This is a genomic window from Microbispora sp. H10830, assembly GCF_014161375.1.
Taxonomy (GTDB): Bacteria; Actinomycetota; Actinomycetes; order Streptosporangiales; family Streptosporangiaceae; genus Microbispora; species Microbispora catharanthi.
Genome location: NZ_JABBWX010000001.1, coordinates 778,639 through 796,559, shown reverse-complemented (window position 1 = coordinate 796,559; position 17,921 = coordinate 778,639). Strand labels below are relative to the sequence as shown.

14 protein-coding genes are annotated in these 17,921 nt (G+C 72.8%); 2 read left to right on the top strand and 12 right to left on the bottom strand.

Annotation, left to right across the window (positions count from 1 at the left end):
• Nucleotides 1-152: 152 nt before the first annotated feature.
• Together HHX35_RS03730 and HHX35_RS03725 are read left to right on the top strand one after the other, a co-directional pair.
• The gene (locus tag HHX35_RS03730; protein WP_139576169.1) at nt 153-1,103 is read left to right on the top strand and encodes an ABC transporter substrate-binding protein; all 951 of its coding nucleotides are present in this window, start codon (nt 153-155) and stop codon (nt 1,101-1,103) included.
• Nucleotides 1,104-1,293: 190 nt separating this feature from the next.
• Complete coding sequence (locus HHX35_RS03725; RefSeq protein ID WP_259404696.1) at nt 1,294-2,040, top strand: HNH endonuclease family protein; 747 nt, start codon at nt 1,294-1,296, stop codon at nt 2,038-2,040.
• Nucleotides 2,041-2,049: 9 nt separating this feature from the next.
• Here HHX35_RS03725 and HHX35_RS03720 read toward each other — a convergent pair whose 3' ends face one another.
• The 12 genes from HHX35_RS03720 to HHX35_RS03665 all read right to left on the bottom strand — a co-directional run bounded on the left by HHX35_RS03720 (nt 2,050) and on the right by HHX35_RS03665 (nt 17,912).
• Entirely contained in the window at nt 2,050-3,522 is a 1,473-nt protein-coding gene (locus HHX35_RS03720; RefSeq protein ID WP_182897558.1) for a hypothetical protein, read from the bottom strand.
• 65 nt (nt 3,523-3,587) lie between these two features.
• The gene (locus HHX35_RS03715) at nt 3,588-6,728 is read right to left on the bottom strand and encodes a DUF6493 family protein (RefSeq protein ID WP_182897557.1); all 3,141 of its coding nucleotides are present in this window, start codon (nt 6,726-6,728) and stop codon (nt 3,588-3,590) included.
• On the bottom strand, nt 6,725-8,119 hold the full coding sequence (locus HHX35_RS03710) for an SWIM zinc finger family protein (RefSeq protein ID WP_182897556.1): 1,395 nt from the start codon (nt 8,117-8,119) through the stop codon (nt 6,725-6,727). Before HHX35_RS03710 ends, HHX35_RS03715 begins: the two co-directional genes overlap by 4 nt.
• Before the next feature lie 54 nt (nt 8,120-8,173).
• Nucleotides 8,174-9,202 carry a CU044_5270 family protein gene (locus HHX35_RS03705; RefSeq protein WP_182897555.1) on the bottom strand — a complete coding sequence of 343 codons (1,029 nt, stop codon included), beginning with the start codon at nt 9,200-9,202 and terminating at the stop codon, nt 8,174-8,176.
• Nucleotides 9,202-9,846, bottom strand: a complete 645-nt coding sequence (locus HHX35_RS03700; RefSeq protein ID WP_182897554.1) for an RNA polymerase sigma factor — start codon at nt 9,844-9,846, stop codon at nt 9,202-9,204. Before HHX35_RS03700 ends, HHX35_RS03705 begins: the two co-directional genes overlap by 1 nt.
• Nucleotides 9,847-9,955: 109 nt before the next feature.
• On the bottom strand, nt 9,956-11,944 hold the full coding sequence (locus tag HHX35_RS03695; RefSeq protein WP_182897553.1) for an FHA domain-containing protein: 1,989 nt from the start codon (nt 11,942-11,944) through the stop codon (nt 9,956-9,958).
• 249 nt (nt 11,945-12,193) lie between these two features.
• Nucleotides 12,194-12,862, bottom strand: coding sequence for a hypothetical protein (locus tag HHX35_RS03690; protein WP_182897552.1), 669 nt, complete (start codon nt 12,860-12,862; stop codon nt 12,194-12,196).
• A 74-nt stretch (nt 12,863-12,936) separates the two neighbouring features.
• Complete coding sequence (locus HHX35_RS03685) at nt 12,937-13,155, bottom strand: DUF2277 domain-containing protein (RefSeq protein ID WP_142558590.1); 219 nt, start codon at nt 13,153-13,155, stop codon at nt 12,937-12,939.
• A 29-nt stretch (nt 13,156-13,184) separates the two neighbouring features.
• Nucleotides 13,185-13,919 carry an IclR family transcriptional regulator gene (locus HHX35_RS44470; RefSeq protein WP_182897551.1) on the bottom strand — a complete coding sequence of 245 codons (735 nt, stop codon included), beginning with the start codon at nt 13,917-13,919 and terminating at the stop codon, nt 13,185-13,187.
• Nucleotides 13,916-15,196 carry a (Fe-S)-binding protein gene (locus tag HHX35_RS03675; protein ID WP_182897550.1) on the bottom strand — a complete coding sequence of 427 codons (1,281 nt, stop codon included), beginning with the start codon at nt 15,194-15,196 and terminating at the stop codon, nt 13,916-13,918. Before HHX35_RS03675 ends, HHX35_RS44470 begins: the two co-directional genes overlap by 4 nt.
• The gene (locus HHX35_RS03670) at nt 15,196-16,461 is read right to left on the bottom strand and encodes an FAD-binding oxidoreductase (RefSeq protein ID WP_182897549.1); all 1,266 of its coding nucleotides are present in this window, start codon (nt 16,459-16,461) and stop codon (nt 15,196-15,198) included. Before HHX35_RS03670 ends, HHX35_RS03675 begins: the two co-directional genes overlap by 1 nt.
• Nucleotides 16,461-17,912, bottom strand: coding sequence for an FAD-linked oxidase C-terminal domain-containing protein (locus HHX35_RS03665; protein ID WP_182897548.1), 1,452 nt, complete (start codon nt 17,910-17,912; stop codon nt 16,461-16,463). Before HHX35_RS03665 ends, HHX35_RS03670 begins: the two co-directional genes overlap by 1 nt.
• Nucleotides 17,913-17,921: the final 9 nt, after the last annotated feature.

Sequence of the window (17,921 nt, the reverse complement as noted above, 5' to 3'; positions counted from 1 at the left end):
TGTCCCCCGTGCGCCCGTCCGGGAGTTGAGCACTCGTCGGCCGCGATCTCCACGATCGCGGCCGATCCCGCTTGTTGTGGAATACTCTGCCGGTGTCGCCGCGGCCCCGCCGCTCGCGTTCGCCGCCCGTACGACATCAGATGAGGCTAGATATGAGGATCCGTCTCCTTGCCGGCGTGCTGACGCTCGCGCTGGCCATGACCGCCTGCAGTGGCGGGAGTTCGGATGACGCCGCCGGAGCAGGCGCCGGGGGCGGCACGAAGACCGTACGACTCGCGATCAACCCCTGGATCGGCTACGAGGCCAGCGCCGCGGTCGTCGCCTATCTCCTCGAGCACGAGCTCGGCTACAAGGTCGAGAAGATCGAGAGCGCCGAGGCGGACTCCTGGAAGGGCTTCGAGAAGGGCACGGTCGACGCCGTCCTGGAGAACTGGAGCCACCCGGAGCTGAAGAAGGAGTACATCGAAGACAAGAAGGTCGCGATCACCGCGGGTGAGGACGGCAACAAGGGCGTCATCGGGTGGTACGTCCCCGAGTGGATGGTCCAGAAATATCCGGACATCACGGACTGGCACAACCTGGTCAAGTACAAGGACCTGTTCAAGACCGACAAGAGCGAGGGTCTGGGCCAGTTCCTCGCCGGCGACAAGTCCTTCGTCACCAACGACGAGGCGCTCATCAAGAACCTGAACCTGCCCTACAAGGTGGTCTACGCCGGCAGCGAGGACGCGCTGATCGCGGCGGCTCGCAAGGCCACCGAGAACGAGACCCCGCTGCTGATGTACTTCTACGAGCCGCAGTGGCTGTTCAACCAGCTCAAGCTCGTCAAGATCAACCTTCCGCCGTACGCCATCGGGTGTGACGACAACGTCAAGACGATCAAGTGCGACTATCCGCCGTACCTGCTCGACAAGATCGTCAGCGTGAAGTTCGCCAAGACCGGCGGCAAGGCGTACGAGTTCATCAAGAACTGGACATGGACCAACGACGACCAGAACGCCGTGGCCTACGACATGTCGGTGAACAAGATGAGCGCCGAGGCGGCCGCGAAGAAGTGGGTCGACGCCAACAAGATCGTTTGGCAGGACTGGATCCCGGCCTGATCCACCGGATCTGATCCGTCGGGCCGTTCACGGGGCCCGTTCGAGGGGCGTGGCGCGCACGGCGTGCCGCGCCCCTCGCCGTATGCCGCGGCTCTTCTGCGCGCCTCCTTTGCCACCTTTTTACTCTTTGCTATATCTGAGAGGGATATTTCATTACCTAGGGGTGGCAGTGGGCGGGCGTGGTACCCGGTTGATCGCCGGAATCTCGGTGGCGGTGGCCGTACTGGCGGGTTGCGGGCCGATGCCCGAACTAGACGGCGACCCCACGGGCAAGGGCGGCGGCGCGAAGAGCGACTCGGGGACGGAGCGGGGCGTCAACCCGCTCGACAACCCCGACGGCACCGGCCCCGGCCTGAAGGCGATCTCGTCGGACAAGGACCGGGCGAAGGCTCGCGATCTGATCGACAAGGTGGCGACGAAGGGCCGGGGGGCGAAGACCGGCTACGACCGCGACAAGTTCGGCTACGCCTGGGCCGACAACGTGGACGACGTGCCGTGGGGGCGCAACGGCTGCGACACCCGCAACGACCTGCTCAAGCGGGACGGCCGGGACATCAAGTATCGCAGCGGGTCGAACTGCGTCATCGCCTCCATGACCCTGTACGACCCGTACACCGGCAAGACCATCGACTGGAGCAAGTCGCACGCGGCGGAGGTCCAGATCGACCACGTCATGCCCCTGTCGTACGACTGGCAGATGGGCGCGTCGCGGTGGAGCGAGAGCAAGCGCAAGCAGATCGCCAACGACCCGCTCAACCTGATCCCCGTGGACGGCTCCACCAACGGCTCCAAGGGCGACTCCGGTCCGGCCACCTGGCTGCCGCCCAGCCGCGACATCCGCTGCTCCTACGCCGTGCGATTCGCCCAGGTGGCCCTCAAGTACGACCTGCCGGTGACCTCCGCCGACAAGGCGGCGATGCTGGAGCAGTGCAGATGAGCCGCCGGCTCACCGGTACACGACCTTCTTGACCGATCGGCCGGGGAACACGACGACCAGGTGCTCCTCGGCCGTTTCGCCTCCCCGGGCGTAGACGCGCAGCCGATAGCGTCCGGGGCCCTTCAACGCCAGGTTCGGCAGCCGGGCCCCCGCGCCCTCGTCGCCGCCGTCCGCGTACGAAGGCACCTCCAGGCGTCCGCTGCGGCTGACCAGGCCGACCTCGGCCACCCGCTCCCAGCCCTTCAGCCGCAGCCGGGGAGCGGAGCCGAACGCCTTCACGGTCAGGCACATCGGCTCGTTCTCGCCGTAGGTCATCACGACCGCGGAACTGCCCGCCGCGCCGAGGAACCCGTCGTCGACGCTCGTGTAGGGGTCCTCGCCCTCCGTGGTGTCGTCCGGGTCGTACACGCCGTATCCCCCGCCCTCGAACAGGAAGTACGCGGCCGTGCCCTGCCGCCGGGCCCGTAGCCGCGGCCAGGGGTCCCGGCAGCGGGCGTTGGCCTCCGCGACGACGTCGCTCTCGTGGTCCGCGCGTGCCCCGTCCTCGGACCGGGTCGCCTCGGGTGGCCCGGCGTCGTACCACGAGTCGCTGTAGGCGGGACGCGCGGTCTCCTCCGGCCCGACCAGCACGAGGAACGGCAGCAGGACCGCCGCCAGCAGGATCGGCCCGGACGGGCGGAGCGGCGTACGCTCCCGGGGCCTGCCGCGTGGGCCGGTGAGTTCGCGGGCGGAGCGGGCCAGCCACACCGCCAGGAAGACGTCGAACTCCTCCAGCATCCCCATCAGCGGCACGGTGGTGGAGGTGAACGCCCAGAGGACGGCCACGGCGGCGAGAGGGGTCGCCAGCGACACCGTGACGTGGCGCCAGCCGGCCGTGACGGTGTCGCGACTCCAGCGGCCGTCGCGGTGCTGGCCGAAGAGGACGGCCACCTGCCAGGCCGCCGCCATCGCCAGGCAGGCGAGCAGGAGGAACCGGGGCGCCCGCACCCCGGGCACCTCGTCCATCGCGATCATCGCCAGGCCTGCCGACCCCGGCAAGGCGGTGACGAGCGCGAACACCCGGAGCCGTCCGCGGAGGGCAAGTGCGAACAGCACCTGCAGCGGGCACCACAGGGCCAGTGTGAGCGCCTCGCCGACGAGGCCGGGGAGCCGTACGGCCGGCAGTGGGGGGATCAGGGCGTGGGCGACGGCCAGGTAGAGCAGGCGCCGCAGCCAGACCGTCCGCCGGTCGGCGGGCCGCGGCGCACGCGGGGGGAAGGTGAAGACCTGGCGGAGCATCCAGGTCTTGAGCGCGAGGATCGTGAAGAGACCCACCGCGGCCGCCGCGGCGAGGCCGTCCGAGGAGTAGTCGTCGAGCGGGTACCACAGGACGGCCGCCCAGAGGGCGTCGAGACGCCCGGTGGCGGCCGTGACCACGGCGCCGACGGCCGAGACCGCCAGGTAGGCCCCGGCCGCGATCCACCCCGCACGCTGTCGTAACACTCGGCGCCCTTTCCGGGACAAAGAAGGACGATCTTAGGGGAGATCGCTTCCGGCGGCGCCTGGCGTCATCCGGCGAGCAGGTCGCGCAGGCGCGCGCACTCCCGGGCGAAGCGGCTTCCCCGGCTCGCCCGGCCGGTGGCGGCGTGCGCCGACACGATCGGGATCTCGCCGCGGGCGCCCACCCAGGCGGCCAGGTCGGCGGCGAGCGTCACCGCCTCGGTATGAGTGACGTTCGGCCGCTCTCCGGCAGCGGGCAGCAGATCCGGCAGCAGGGCCATCAAGATCTCCCACACCTGCTCGTGCGCCCCCTGATGCGCGGCCTCCCGCAGCGATGCCAGCACCGGACGGGACTCGAACCAGGTGCGGCGGATCAGCAGCGCGAGCTGACGGCCGACCGCCCCGGCGGGGAGGACTCCCCGGCTCGCCAGTCGCAGCAGCAAAGGGACCGGGTCGGGGCGACGCTCGGCCAGGAAGTAGGCCACGATGAGCGCGGTCGCGTCCCCGAGTGGGCCGTCGGAGTCCGCCACGGCCTCCAGGTATGGCGGGTAGACCCCCGGGTGGTTCCACTGGTAGAGCAGGTGGGGCAGATAGTTGACGGAGACGGCCTCACGGTGCGACGGGAGCATCGACGGCCACCAGCCCATGACGTAGCCGTGATCGTCCCAGCGCCACTTCGACGGCTCGCGCAGCAGCTCGTCGATGAGAGGGTGCCCGGTCGGCTCCGCGCGCAGCACCGGCACCAGCCGCACCTGCTCGACGTGCCCCGGGTCACGCTCCTCGAACAGGTGCTCGTGCGCGCCCTCGATGTAGCCCCACTTCAGCCCCGCCTCCGGGTCGGGCAGGCCGCCACCGGCGAGCCAGGCGGCGACGGCCGACGCCGCCCGCGATCCCACGCGTCGGGCGCGTTCGGCGACGAGGGGGTGAGCCCCCCTCGGCAGCCGCAGCAGCGCCTGCTGAAGGTCGGCGGGCAGCGGTTCCGCGCCCGCGGCGGCGCACAGCTCCAGCCGGTCCACCAGCACGCCGGGGTCGAGGTGCCCGGTCAGCACCGTCGGCGTCGCCAGCAGGACGGGTGGCAGCGTCCCTTCTCGAAGCGCCCGGTAGATCTCGCTGAGCCGGTGCAGCAGGAACATGTGCGGTGGAGAGACGTGCGCGGGCTCCGGCAGCCGGTTGCGGCGCCGCAACTCCACCGCGGGGTCCGGCTCCTCCGGCGTGCCGAACAGCGGCCGGAAGCCCGAGTACATGATCTGCACGCGGAACTCAGGCTCGCCGGGATCACGCGCAGGCGTGGGCAGTCCGTCCCGCATCGCCGCCACCCGCTCGGCGGAGACCCCGATCTCAAGGATCTGGCGGAAGATCTCCTCCCGGACGTGCTCCGGCAGGTCGCCGAAGGCCGGCTCGGGCGCGGCCTCGTCTTCAGCGCCGTCTTCGTCTTCAGATCCTTCTTCGTCTTCCGGCCCGCCCTGGTCTTCCCGCCCGGCCTCGTGGCCGTCCATTTCCTCGGGCGGCACGGCGCTGACGTGCACGGAGAAGCTCGACCCCGCCCAGGGATCGACGGGCGCCGGATCGGGCACGCCGGGATCGGCGCCGGGAGCGATCACCTCCTTCGCCAGGGCGGCGATCCAGGCGTCCGGATCGAGCCAGCGCTCCGTGTCGTACAGGTAGGGAAAGGAGTCCCGGAAGACGGGGGCGAGCGTCTTGCGCAGGGCCGCTCGGTTCTCGCCCGCCAGCGCGACGAAGCCGGCGAGCCACTGCTCGCACGCCACCCACCCGTGGAGTTCCCCTGTGGTCCGGTCCACCGTCGGTGCGGGGAACGGGCCGGGCTCGGGGAAGACGGGCAGCGGCGCGGGGGAGAACGGCTCCGGTGTCTCCTCGGCCGCGACCTCGCCGCCGAACACCGCGGCGAGCTCCCGGCCGAGATCGGCGGGCAGCAGCGGGACCGCGTCGGCGATCGGCTTCGCGTCGGCGGTCGGCTTCGCGTCGGCGGTCGGCTTCGCGTCGGCGGTCGGCTTCGCGTCGGCGGTCGGCTTCGCGTCGGCGGTCGGCTTCGCGTCGGCGGTCGGCTTCGCGTCCGCGCCGAACGCCGCGGCGTGCTTGAGCGCGATCCGGACGGCTCGCCGCCGTACGTCGTCGGAAGCGTGAGCGAACGCCGTGACGAGCGCGGGAGCCAGTTCGCCGGCGCGTGCGGGCCTGCGCCGCACCTCCTGGTCCAGACGGGTCAGGCCGGCGCGGGCCAGCTTGGCCTCGGGCCTGAAGGTCAGCGCCTCGATCGCCTCCTGGACGTCGGCGTCGTCGTGAGGGCCGGTGCGGTTGATCTGGGTCAGGGCCAGCTCGGCGACCGGGCCGGGGGCGGCGGGGAGCAGGCGCAGGTAGTCCCGGGCCCGTTCGGCCGCCTCCTGCGGCGCCGGGTCGATCAGCTCGTGCAGGCGCACGAAGAAGCGCAGGTCCGCCGCGTCGCCCCCACGCAGGAACCGGCTCACGCAACCGTCCAGGAGGTCCGCCCGCGACACCCGTCCGGCACGCAGGAGCCGCCGGATCAGGGAGAGCCACGGGGTGGGCGACGGCGTGAGCCGTTCCTCGCGCAGGGCCCGGCCCGCGCCCTCGGCCTCGAAGATCCGCGGCAGCAGCGGGCCGAGCAGCGGATCGTCGTCCGCCGCCTCGCCGGTCAGCCACGCGACCACGAGCGGGTCGTGCGGGGGCGGTGTCACGCCGGAGGCCCGCAGCAGCGCGAGCACCAGCGGGGCGACCCGGTCGTCGTCGGCCCTGCGAATCTTCCCGGCGAGCCGGCCCGTCACGTCGGCCTGCCACTCGGCCGGGCGGGTGACCAGAACCCGGACCACCTCGGCCGGGTCCGGGGCCGGCGCCCATTCCGGGTAGAGCTCGCGGCGGGTCAGCCAGGCCGCCGCGGCGGCGGGCCCGGAGATCGTCCCCGCACCCGCGATCCGCAGGGACGCGCCGAACTCGGCGAGGGCGCCCCGCACGGTCCGGCGACGCTCCCAGGCGAACCACGGGTCCTCGTCGTCGAGGTCGTGGGCCCCTCGGCTCTCGCGGACCATCTGCGTGGCGGTGTCGCGCATCTCCGTGAGGAAGCCCGGCAGCCGTCTCGCCACCTCGGCGCGCTCGGCCTCGGTGAGCGCGATCACGCGGTCGGCCAGCGTCTTCGTCTCACGTGCGGTGACGAGGTCGCGCACCTCCTGCCAAGCGCTCATCGGGCCGTCTCCGAGCTCATCTCCACACCGGTCTCCATGCCGGTCTCCGTGGTGGACCGCCCGGCCGCGGGCGTGAGCCGCGCGGCGATCCTGGCCGCGAGCACGTGCTTGCACGGCCCGCGTGAGCCGCGGTGGTCCCACCACCAGGGGCAGGTGCACGACCCGTCGGTCAGGCCGGCCTCCCGCACCCCGCCGTCGGTCCGTACGCGCGCCGTGTCGCCCGTGATCTCCACGGCGCCGGCCTCGACCAGCGCCCGCGCGGCCGTCAGCCGCGGGTTGAGGTGCTGCACGTGCTCCCTGTCGTAGGGCAGCTCGCGGTGGAAGTACGCCGCCTCGGACAGGTCGTAGCCGACCCGCCCGGCCGTGCCGAGCTGGGTGAGGGCGGCACGCACGCGCGTGGAGGACAGCCCGGCGCGGTCGGCCAGCAGGCCGATCTCCACCTCGGGCTCGAAGTTGAGCAGCATCCCCACCACGTCGGCGTCGGCCTCGGCCTCGTCGGTGGCGAGGTCGGCCAGCACCGCGCCCTCCCCGGAGAAGCCGCGCCAGCGCTCCGGCGACAGGACCAGCGTGTAGCGCATTCCGGGCAGCTCCAGCTCCCACGCGCTCGACGCCGGGCCGCCGGGAGCGGCCGGGCCGTACACCTTGAGGCTCCTGGCGAAGCGGAGCAGGGGCCGCAGCGTCGCCAGGCGGCCCACGCCGGACAGGCACACCGCTCCGGGGCCGGGCCGGTCGGCGACGCGCAGGTCGCGGCCCGCGGGGGCGACCCACAGGTCGGCCGTCGCCCGCTTGGGCAGGGACCGCAGGAACCGCACAGCGCTCATCCCGTGCAGCTCGGCCCGCAGGTCCATGCGGGCCGCGATCACCTGGACCTCGGCGAACCCCCGCAGCCACCGCTCGGGCAGCGGCACCTTCTTCTCCACCACCGCGCCGTCGAGCGTGGTCACCGTGAGCTCGTCCGCGCCGACCCCGAGGTGCAGCGGGTCGCGCGCGCCCACCCGGGCCAGCGCCTCCCGCAGCGGGCCGTTGACGTCGACGTTGGTCGTCCCCCGGTCGAACACCTCGCCGTCCAGGGCGTCCTCGAGCACGTCGAGCCGGGCGTACACGCCGCCGCAGGCGGAGAACGACTCGAACCGCAACCGGTCGCCGCCGCACGTGACGACCGGATCGCGTGTCCACCCCGGACGCGGCTGGTGATAGCGGGTGAGGGCCACGTCGGCCACGCCCAGCAGGGCCGCCGCCGCGGGCGCCGCCTGGGTCACCACCCCGCTGAAGAACCTCGGCGCCACGGCGGGGCCGCTCAGGGCCCTGCCGCCGGACGTCGAGAGCCCGAGGCGTCCGTCCACCAGCATCGAAGGCGCGGCGTAGCTGTACGCCTGCGTCGCGTTTGTCATGTGCCGGAGGCTAGAGATCACCACCGACAAATCGCCGCCCGTACGGGCGGGGGATCAGAGGCAGCCGGAGCGGGGGTCGTTCACCTCGGGCGCGGTGTCGTCGACCGTGACCTCCAGTTGGGCGGTCGAGGCCACCAGGCTGCCGTCGGGCGCCTTCGCCTCCTTCTCGTCCACCACCACGCCGCGCTCCCCGAGCAGCTCGTAGGAGGACGGGTCGAAGATGATCTCCTCACGCACCCCGCCGGAGACCCGGCCGACGCCGATGCCGGTCCGTCCGGCGGCGTCCTCGGTGTTCTCGGTCACCGTGACCCCGGGGATCGTGGCGGCGGCCTTGAACAGCGCCGCGCGCTGGGGCGCCGGCACGTACGTCTCCCGCAGCAGGTCGCCGACGGCCGTCCACGCTCCCGTGTCGGGCGGATTGTCGCCGTGCGGCCGGTCGTACAGGTAGGCGCGCATCTTCTCCGGGTCGGCGGGCAGCTTCTTCAGATTCGTGTAGGCGGTGTCCCGCACGTTGTTGCAGGCGGGAAGCCGCATCCACTCGGTGCCCTTCTCCTTGTACGCCTCCGGCGGGATCGGCCACCCCGGGTAGGCGTGGGGCTCCAGATATTCGATCTTCAGCGCGCCGTCCCTCGTGCCGTCGGCGGACAGCCAGATCGTTCGCTTCGTCCGGTAGAGGTAGCGCGACTCCTTCTCGCCCTCACCGACCACGTCGGCCTCGTACATCGTCTGCGAGCTGACCTTGACGAACTGGTCGTCGCGCGGCGACAGGTCGGTCACCGCGCGGGCCGCCCTGCCCAGCACCTCCTCGGCCGACATGGCCGACACCTTCGGCAGCGTCACGACTCCCGGGCTCACCTTCGCCGGCCGGGCCTCCGGTTCCGTCAGCACGGTGGTGACGGCGACGACGCCCGCCGCGGCGAGCAGCGCCGTCCCGCCCGCCAGAAGCAGGTACGGACGCGGGCGCGGGCGGGCGGGACGGCCCGCGGGGTCGGCCAGCCGCCGCCGTACGGCCGCCTTGGCCGCAAGGGAGTAGGGCGCGACGTCGGGCCGCTCACGCGCCACCAGGTCGATCTCGTCGGTCATCACACGTTCTCCTCGGGAAGGTCGAGATGGCGGCGCAGCTTCGCGCGCACCCGGTGCAGGCGCGAGCGCACCGTGCCGATGGGGATCTTCAGCGCCTCGGCCGCCTCCTCGTAGGAGAGGTCGGCCCAGGCGACCAGCAGGAGCAGGTCGCGCTCGGCGCCCGACAGCCCGGCCAGCGCGGCGGCCAGGGCGGGCCGCAGGGCGGCGGCGCTCGCCCGCTCCGTTCCGCGCTCCTCCTCGTGGGCGCCGCGATCGCCGGCGTCGCGCGGCGCGCGGGCGAGCGCCCGCAGCCGGCGGACCTCCGACCGGCGGTGCCCGGAGATGAGGTTGCCGGCGATGCCGTACAGCCAGGGCCGGGCGTCCGGCCGGGAGGTGTCGTAGCGGTGCCGCTTGCGGAACGCCACGAGGAACGTCTCGGCCGTCACGTCGTCGGCGTGCTCGGGGCCGAGACGGCGACCGGCGTAGGCGTGGATCTCGTCCGCGTGCCGGTCGAAGACGCCCGCGAACCGCTCGGGCACTGTCAGCGACGCCTCGATCAGCCCGGCGTCGCTCGGCTCGGCGTCGCTCGGCTCGGCGTCGCTCGGCTCGGCGCCGTCTCTCTCGGCAGCCGCGGGAAAGCGCGTGTCGCCGGAGACCGTCCTCACCACCCGATTTGTCCGTTCATAGGGGTTATCCTTCCGTGGGCGCCGTCGCGCCCTTCACCCCTACTCCGCCGGACGGCCCGGGCCGGTTCCGTGATTCTCCGGGGCGATGTCAGCCGGAGGGCAGCGTGTCGCCCGATCCTCCGGCGACCCTCCCGGGCCGCCCGGCCTGTCCGTCCGCCTGCCGTGCGACCAGCGGCCTCTCGACAGGGGCCGGCACAGCGGACGCCGCGGGCGGTGCCGCCGCGGAGACCGGCTGGTCGAAGATGTCGATGTCGACCTCCTCTCCGCCGACCGTCAGCGTCTCCCAGGCTCCGCTCACCAGCAGGGTCCGCAGCGTCTCGCTCCTCAACTCGCGCAGGTGACGGATGAGGGTCGCGTCGTCGGGCATGCCGGGAACACGTGGGGACAGGCGGTCGCGGATCTGCCGCAGGCGCTCCATCAGGGCGTCGGCGTCCGCGTCCCGGTCGGAACCGGCGCGGCCCTCCTCGATGCCCTGGACGATCGTGTCCTTGATCGCCCGGGTGACCCCCTGCTCGTCGGTGGTCACCATCGCGTTCCACGCGCGGCTCTTGTGCCGATACTGCAGCATCGACATCGCCGCCTCGTGCCGTACGAAGTCGGCGTCGCGGAGCGCCCTGCCGCGCCAGTTGCGGTTGAGCGACCGGGCCAGCGAGATGGCCGACGCGAGCCCGCTGTTGAGACCCCGCCCCGGCCAGAAGTGGATCGCGTTGGCCGCGTCCCCCAGGAGGAACCCGTACGTCCCCGGAGTGGTGGACGTGGGGGAGTACAGCCGGGCGGTGAACCGCGGCCGCTGCACCATGTCCAGCCGGAAGGCGGTGACCGCGCTGACGTCGCCGTCGGCGACGCCGAAGAGCGCGAGCCCTTCCTTCGCCCGCCTCCACAGTGCCGAGCCCCTGATCAAAGCGGGCAGGAACAGCGTGTGGTGGGTTGAGCAGTGGAAGTCCCCGTCCTCGGTGCGCTCCATCAGGCAGGGACTGGAGGCGACGCACTCCTCGAACACGTGCCGGACGGGGTCGATGCCGACGACCTCCGCGGCCTCGTCGTCGGTGAGGCGCATGTTCAGGAAGCCCTCGCCGCGCAGGGAGTTCAGGAGGAACCGGTTCTGCGCCACGGTCAGCAGCACGATCGCCGGGTCGGGCAGGCTGGACTTCACCCGCAGCCCCAGCACCACGTCCTGTACGTGCCGGCCGTCGAGCGAGAAGATCGAGTCGTCGGCCCGGCCGAACCTGTCGGTGAAGTGCTCGCGGGTCCGCGAGCGCCCGCCCTCGCAGATGGCGAGCACATGCTCCTTGGCCACGGTGTCGTGGCGCTCCGCGGGGTCGAATCTCTCGGGCACCAGGCGGATGCGGGCGGACCTCTCGTTCGCCATCTCCAGCAGGGTGTCCTCGATGTAGGCGATCCGGATGTTCCGCGGGCGGTGGTCGCGGATCGAGTCCGGACCGGCCGGCCACATCTCGCTGTAGGACCCCTCGGTGAACAGCCGCGACTGGACGTCCTCCGGGAGGTTCAGATACTGGCGGCTCTGCACCGTCACGACCTGCTGCCGCCGGTTGTTGCCCTGCGTGGCGTTCTTCCACACGATCCGCGGCCCGTCCTCGGTCCAGCGGCCGTCGTAGATCGTGATGGCGACCCGGTGCCCCATGAGGTGTTCGAGGAGCAGGGCGAAGGCCAGCCCGACGGGCCCGCCGCCGGAGATGGTGACGTGCAGGACCTGCTCCGGTTCGACGTCCGGGAACGATCGGCGGAACCGTTGCATCAGGGAGGTGTCCATGACCGTCTCGGCGTCGTCGAACGCCTCGAAGCGGAACGTCTCCCCTCCGATGGCGATCGTGTCGCCGGGCCGGAGCACATGCGTGGTGACACGCCTGCCGTTGACCAGCGTCCCGTTGCTGCTGCCCCGGTCGAGCAGCACGTAGCCCTCGGCCTCGCGGCGCACCTCCGCGTGGAAGCGCGAGGCCCTCTCACTCGTTATCACCACACTGTTGTCGCCTCTGCGACCGAAGGTGATCGGCTTGTCGTCGATCGGGAAACGCTGACCGGCAAGTGGACCTTCATGCCCGACGATCGCAGGTGGCACCGGTCCGCCCCCTTTCCCTCGGAACCGCCGATGCGATCATTAATCGTGACACGCTTCCCGTCTGCTGCAAAGCGCCGCAGTCAGGACAGGCAATCACCCTGCGCGAGCGAGGCGGGGCCGGCGTCCCATGGACCCGCAGAGACGCGAGAAGTTCGGGCGTGGTCCGGCGCCCCGATCAGCCCGGCGCTCGGTCCGGCGCCCTCCGCCCCTACTCCGCCGGACCGGCCGGGCCGGTTCCATCCGATGTGTTCACCCGGTGACGAGGAAGCCGTTGTGGTCGCGGGCGACCCCGCCCGTGCGCTCGGCGATCGCGAGGGCGGCCCGCCGGGCGGCGGCGGGAACGTCCGTGCCGTAACCGCCGTCCGCGGACAGCTCGTACGTCACGTCGTCGGCGTCCCATTCGGTGACGAAGACCTCGATCGGGCTCTCGGCGCTGGTGAGCAGCGTCGTGCCGGCGTCGGTCACCGTCGTGACGGCCAGGCCGGGCACGTCGTCCGCGAGCAGGCCGATCACCTCGTCCACCGCGATGAGCCGGCCGCCGGTGACCTCGGCCAGGTCCTCGGGCGGCTCCTGGCACTCCGGGTGCTCCCGGCCGCCGAGCCGCTCGGCCAGACCCCGTACGAGCAGGCTCGGGCGCGCGAAGTCGCCGCCCGCCTCGCTGTCGATGTTGCGCGCGAAGAACGCGGCCGCCCAGCCTGCCGGCAGGCCCGCCCTGGCCGCCAGCTCCGGGGTCAGCTCGATCGGCCCGCGCAGCTCCACGTTCTCGCCGATCTTGAAGCCCCGCCCGTACGGCCCGGCCTGCGGGTCGTGCAGCCGCACCGTCTCCAGCAGGGTCGCGGGATCGGGCGCGTACGGCAGCAGCAGCGTGGGCCCCTTGCGCAGTCGCCGGGCCATGAGGAAGTCGGAGATCATACCCATGCGGCCACTGTCCCGCCCGGCACTTGTGGTCGGCTTGGACTTCCCTGCTCGGACCCCGTGCGCGAACTCCGGTGCTATCGGGCGGCCGAGCCGCGGACCTGGAGGGAGGCCAGCAGCGCCGTGCTGGCCTGCGCGATCTCCTCGACCGCGCGGTCGAACGCCTCGGCGTTGTGCGCGGCGGGCGCGCGGAAGCCGGAGATCTTGCGGACATACTGCAGGGCCGCCGCCCGGATGTCCTCCTCGGTCACCTCGTCGGTGAACGGCGGGCGCAGGGTCTTGATGCTTCGGCACATGACCCCATACTGGCCGATCCGTGGCGCGGTCAGGAATGGAAGACGGCGGTGCCGAAGTCCTCGGCCACCTTGCGCAGCATCGCGGCGAGCTCCTCGCGGTCGACCGCGTCGATGCGCTCGGCCGGTCCGGACACCGACATCGCCGCGAAGGTCCGCCCGCCGTCGTGGACCGGCACGGCCATGCAGTGGACGCCGCTCTCCTCCTCGCCCAGGTCGAGCGCGTACCCCCGGGCGCGCACCCGGCCGAGCTCCTCCAGCAGCTCGCCGACCGCCGTGATCGTCCGGTCCGTACGGCGGGGCAGTCCGGTGCGCAGGAACACCGCCTCCGCGTCGTCCCGCCCGGCCAGCAGGGCCTTGCCGACGGCCGTGCTGTGCGGCAGCACCCGGCGGCCGACCTCGGCGAACATCCGCAGCCTGCGCGGCGAGGGCACCTGGGCCACGTAGACGACGTAGTCGCCCTCCAGCACGGCGAGGTTGGCGGTCTCGCCGGACAGCTCGACCAGCCTCGCGAGGTAGGGCTCGGCCCAGACCGCGAGCATCCGCTCGGCCACGCCGCCGATCCGCACGAGCGCGCCGCCGAGGGCGTAGCGCCGGTCGGACTCCTGCCGGACGTACCCGCGGGCCAGCAGCGTCTGTAACAGCCGGTGGATCGTCCCGTACGGCAGGCCGGTCGTGGCGGCGATCTCCGACAGACCGGCCTGGCCGCCATGCTCGGACAGTGCCTCGAGCACGTCCAGCGCCCGGTCGACGCTCTGCACGCTCACCGCGCCCTCCTCTTCGGCGGTGTCATCCTCTGCGGAGACCGTCCCAGCATGCCGGGTTCGAGGCCGCGCAGCGAGGCGTCGAGCACCTCGGCCGTGTGCGCGACCCGGATCTCCCCCTTGCCCGCCCTGCGGACGGATGCCGCGATCTGCATCGTGCATCCCGGGTTGGCCGACACCAGCAGGTCGGCGCCGGCGGCGAGCACGCGCTCGGCCTTGCGGTCGCCCAGTTGCCGGGCCGCCTCGGGCTGGAAGAGGTTGTAGGTGCCCGCCGATCCGCAGCAGATGGCGGACTCCTCGACCTCCCGCAGCTCCAGCTCCGGGATCGCGCGCAGCAGTTCGCGTGGCTGGGCGCGCACGCCCTGGGCGTGGGCCAGGTGACAGGCGTCGTGGTAGGCGATCGTGACCGGCAGCGGGTGGCGCTCGGCGACAGGTCCCAGCTCGATCAGGAACTCCGTCAGGTCGCGGGTCCGCAGCGCCTCGGCACGGGCCGCCCAGGCGGGCTCGCCGGCCAGCACCTCGGCGTAGTCCTTCATGCTCGACCCGCAGCCCGCCGCGTTCACCACCACGGCGTCCACGCCGGCCCGCTCGAAGGTGGCGATCGTGCGGCGGGCGAACCTGCGCGCCTCGGCCTCGCGGCCCGAGTGCAGAGACAGCGCCCCGCAGCAGCCCTGCCGGGGCGGGATCACCACGTCGCAGCCCTCCAGCGCGAGCACCCGGGCCGTCGCCGCGTTGACCTGCGGGAAGAACTCGCCCTGCACACAGCCGGTGAGCAGGCCGACCCGCGCCCTGCGGCGTCGCCTCGCCCGCACCAGCGGCGGCAGCCGTACGGGCCGGGGGACGCCGGGCGCCAGTTCGGCCATCGCGCCGAGGGAGGGGTGCACCTGTTCCAGGAACGGTCGCAGGCGCCTGCTCAGCCGCATGGGCAGCCGCATCGCCCGCAGCCTGCGCCGGTAGGGGAACAGCGCGAACACCAGGGCGCGGATCGCGCGCTCGTCCGGGCGGCGCACGTGCTCGCGTTCGACGACCGCGCGGGTCTGCTCGATCAGGCGGTCGTACCGCACGCCCGACGGGCACGCGGTGACGCATGCCATGCAGCCCAGGCAGGCGTCGAAGTGGCCGGCCATCGCGTCGGTGAGCGGCGTGCCCTCGACGTGCTGCCCCATGAGGTGGATGCGCCCGCGCGGGGAGTCCATCTCCTCGCCCCACAGCACGTACGTCGGGCAGGTGGGCAGGCAGAACCCGCAGTGGACGCAGTCCCTGATCAGCTCGGGGTCCATCAGATGCCTCCCAGGAAGCGGCCGGGGGAGAGCCGGCGATCGGGATCGAACCGCTCCTTGACCCGGCGCATCAGCGGCAGCGCGCCGACGCGTCCCCACCGGTCGAGGCGGCGCGCGGCCTCCGCGGGCGCGGCGAGCACGACCATCCGGCCGCCGAACATCCCCTCGGCGTCGTCACGCACCAGGCCCACGAACCCGGCGATCTCACTGGGCAGGCCGCGCAGGCCGATGTGCAGGGTTCCGGCGGCGAGCGAGCCGCGGATCGCCGGCCGCACCCCCGACGCGTGGGCGGCCTCCCTCAGGGCGGGGAGCATGTGGGGAAGGGAGGAGACCCCGATCCTGAGCTCGAGCATCGTGTCGTCGTCGGACGAGGGAAGCCGGTTCCACCAGGGTGGCGGCTCCTCGGTCACCTCCGCCGTCTCGGCCAGCAGTTCGCACAGCGTCTTGGCGCGCTCGGCCGCGGCGGCGCCCTCGACGAGGACCGCCAGCGTGCAGGGACCGTCCACGTCGGGCCAGTCGATCTCCACCGCGCTCGGCTCCAGCGGCGACTCGGCCACCGCGGGGACCGCCGTCAGCAGGACGTCGGCCGCCGACATGACCCGTCCGGTCTCCGTCACCGGGCGTTCCACCGTCGCCGTCACCCAGGCGCGGGCGGCGGGCAGGGGATGGAGGCGGAACGTCGCGTCCGCGATGATCCCGAGCGTGCCGTACGAACCGGTGAACAGCTTGCCGAGGTCATATCCGGCGACGTTCTTGACGACCTTCCCGCCCGACTTGGCGATCGTGCCGTCGGCGAGCACGACCGTGACGCCGATGAGCAGGTCGCGGGCCGTGCCGTGGCGGAACCTGCGCGGCCCGGCGATGCCGGTGGCCAGCAGCCCGCCGACCGTGCTGCCCGGCACGGGCACGTCGAGCGCGAGCTCCTGACCTCCCTCGGCGAGAGTCCGCGCCAGCGCCTCGACGGTCACCCCGGCCTGCGCCCGGACGACCAGGTCGCCCGCCGCGTGTTCCGGCACCCGGTTCATGCAGCACAGGTCGACGAGCACGTCGCAGCGGGCGGGCGGGGCGCCCCAGTGCAGCTTGGTGCCGCCGCCCGTCGCGACGGCGGCCAGGTCGTGCGCGGCGCACACCCGCATCACGGCCGCGATCTCCTCGGCCGACTCGGGCAGCGCCACCCAGCGCGGCCGCACGCCCGCGACCTCGTCTCCGTCGCCGGCCGCGCGCACGGCCACGCCGGTCGCCTCCAGTGCGTCCCGCGCGTCCATCAGAACTGCTCCGCCAGACCGGCCTCGACCAGGGGATGGGCGCCCCTGCGCACTCCCGGCACCTCGCCGCACAGGCGGGGGGTGGGGAAGACCTTGCCCGGGTTGGCCAGCCCCCGGGGATCGAACGCGCACCGCACGAGTTGCATGGTGTCGAGGTCGTCCTCGGTGAACATCCGGGGCATGTAGCGGGCCTTGTCCACGCCGACGCCGTGCTCGCCGGTGATCGACCCGCCGTGCTCGATGCACAGGTCGAGGATGCGCCCGCTGACGGCCTCGGCGCGCTCGGCCTCGCCGGGCACGGCGTCGTCGAACAGCACGAGGGGGTGGAGGTTGCCGTCGCCCGCGTGGAAGACGTTGGCCACGCGGATGCCGTACTCCTCCTGCAGCCGGTCGATCCCCGCGAGCACGCGCGGCAGCGCGGTCCGCGGCACCACGCCGTCCTGCACGATGTACGCCGGGCTGATCCGGCCCACGGCGGCGAACGCCGACTTGCGGCCCTTCCAGATGGCCGCCCGCTCCTCGGCGGAGGCGGCCACCCGGATCTCGAAGGCGCCGCTGTCGCGGCAGATGCGCTCCACGGCCGCGAACTGGTGCTCCACCTCGGCATGCGGGCCGTCCAGCTCCACCACCAGTACGGCTCCCGCCCCGGCGGGGTAGCGGCAGTGGACGGCGGCCTCGGCCGCCTCGATCGCCAGCGCGTCCATCATCTCGATCGCGGCGGGCACGACGCCCGCCGCGATGATGGCCGACACCGCGTGCCCTCCGGCCTCGATGCCGGTGAAGGCGGCGAGCAGGGTCGTGACCGTTTCGGGCGCCCGCGACAGCCGTACGGTGATCTTGGTAGCGATGCCGAGCGTGCCCTCGGAGCCGATGAACGCGCCGAGCAGGTCGTAACCGGGGTCCATCGCCGACAGCTCCGCGATCTCCCCGTCCGGCGTGACGATCTCGGCGGCGAGCACGTGGTTGACCGTGAAGCCGTACTTGAGGCAGTGCGCGCCGCCCGAGTTCTCCGCCACGTTGCCGCCGATCGAGCAGACCTGCTGGCTGGAGGGGTCGGGGGCGTAGTAGTACTTCCGGTCGCGGACCGCCTCGGTGATCGCCAGGTTCGTCACCCCGGGCTCCACCACGGCCCGGCGGTTCGGGATGTCGATCTCCAGGATCCGCCGCATGCGGGAGGTGACGATCAGCACCCCGTCCGTGCGGGGGAGGGCGCCGCCCGACAGGCCGGTGCCCGACCCGCGGGCGACGAACGGCACGCCGTGCTCGCCGCACAGCCGCACGACCGCGGCGACCTGTTCGGCCGCCTCCGGCAGCACGACCACCCCGGGGGTCGCCCGGTGGTGGGTCAGCCCGTCGCACTCGTAGGTGCGCAGCCGCACGGGGTCGGTGACGACGGCGTCCGGCGGGAGCACGGCCGCCAGCCGTGCCGTCAGCCGTTCGAGCTCGGACATCGGCTCCCG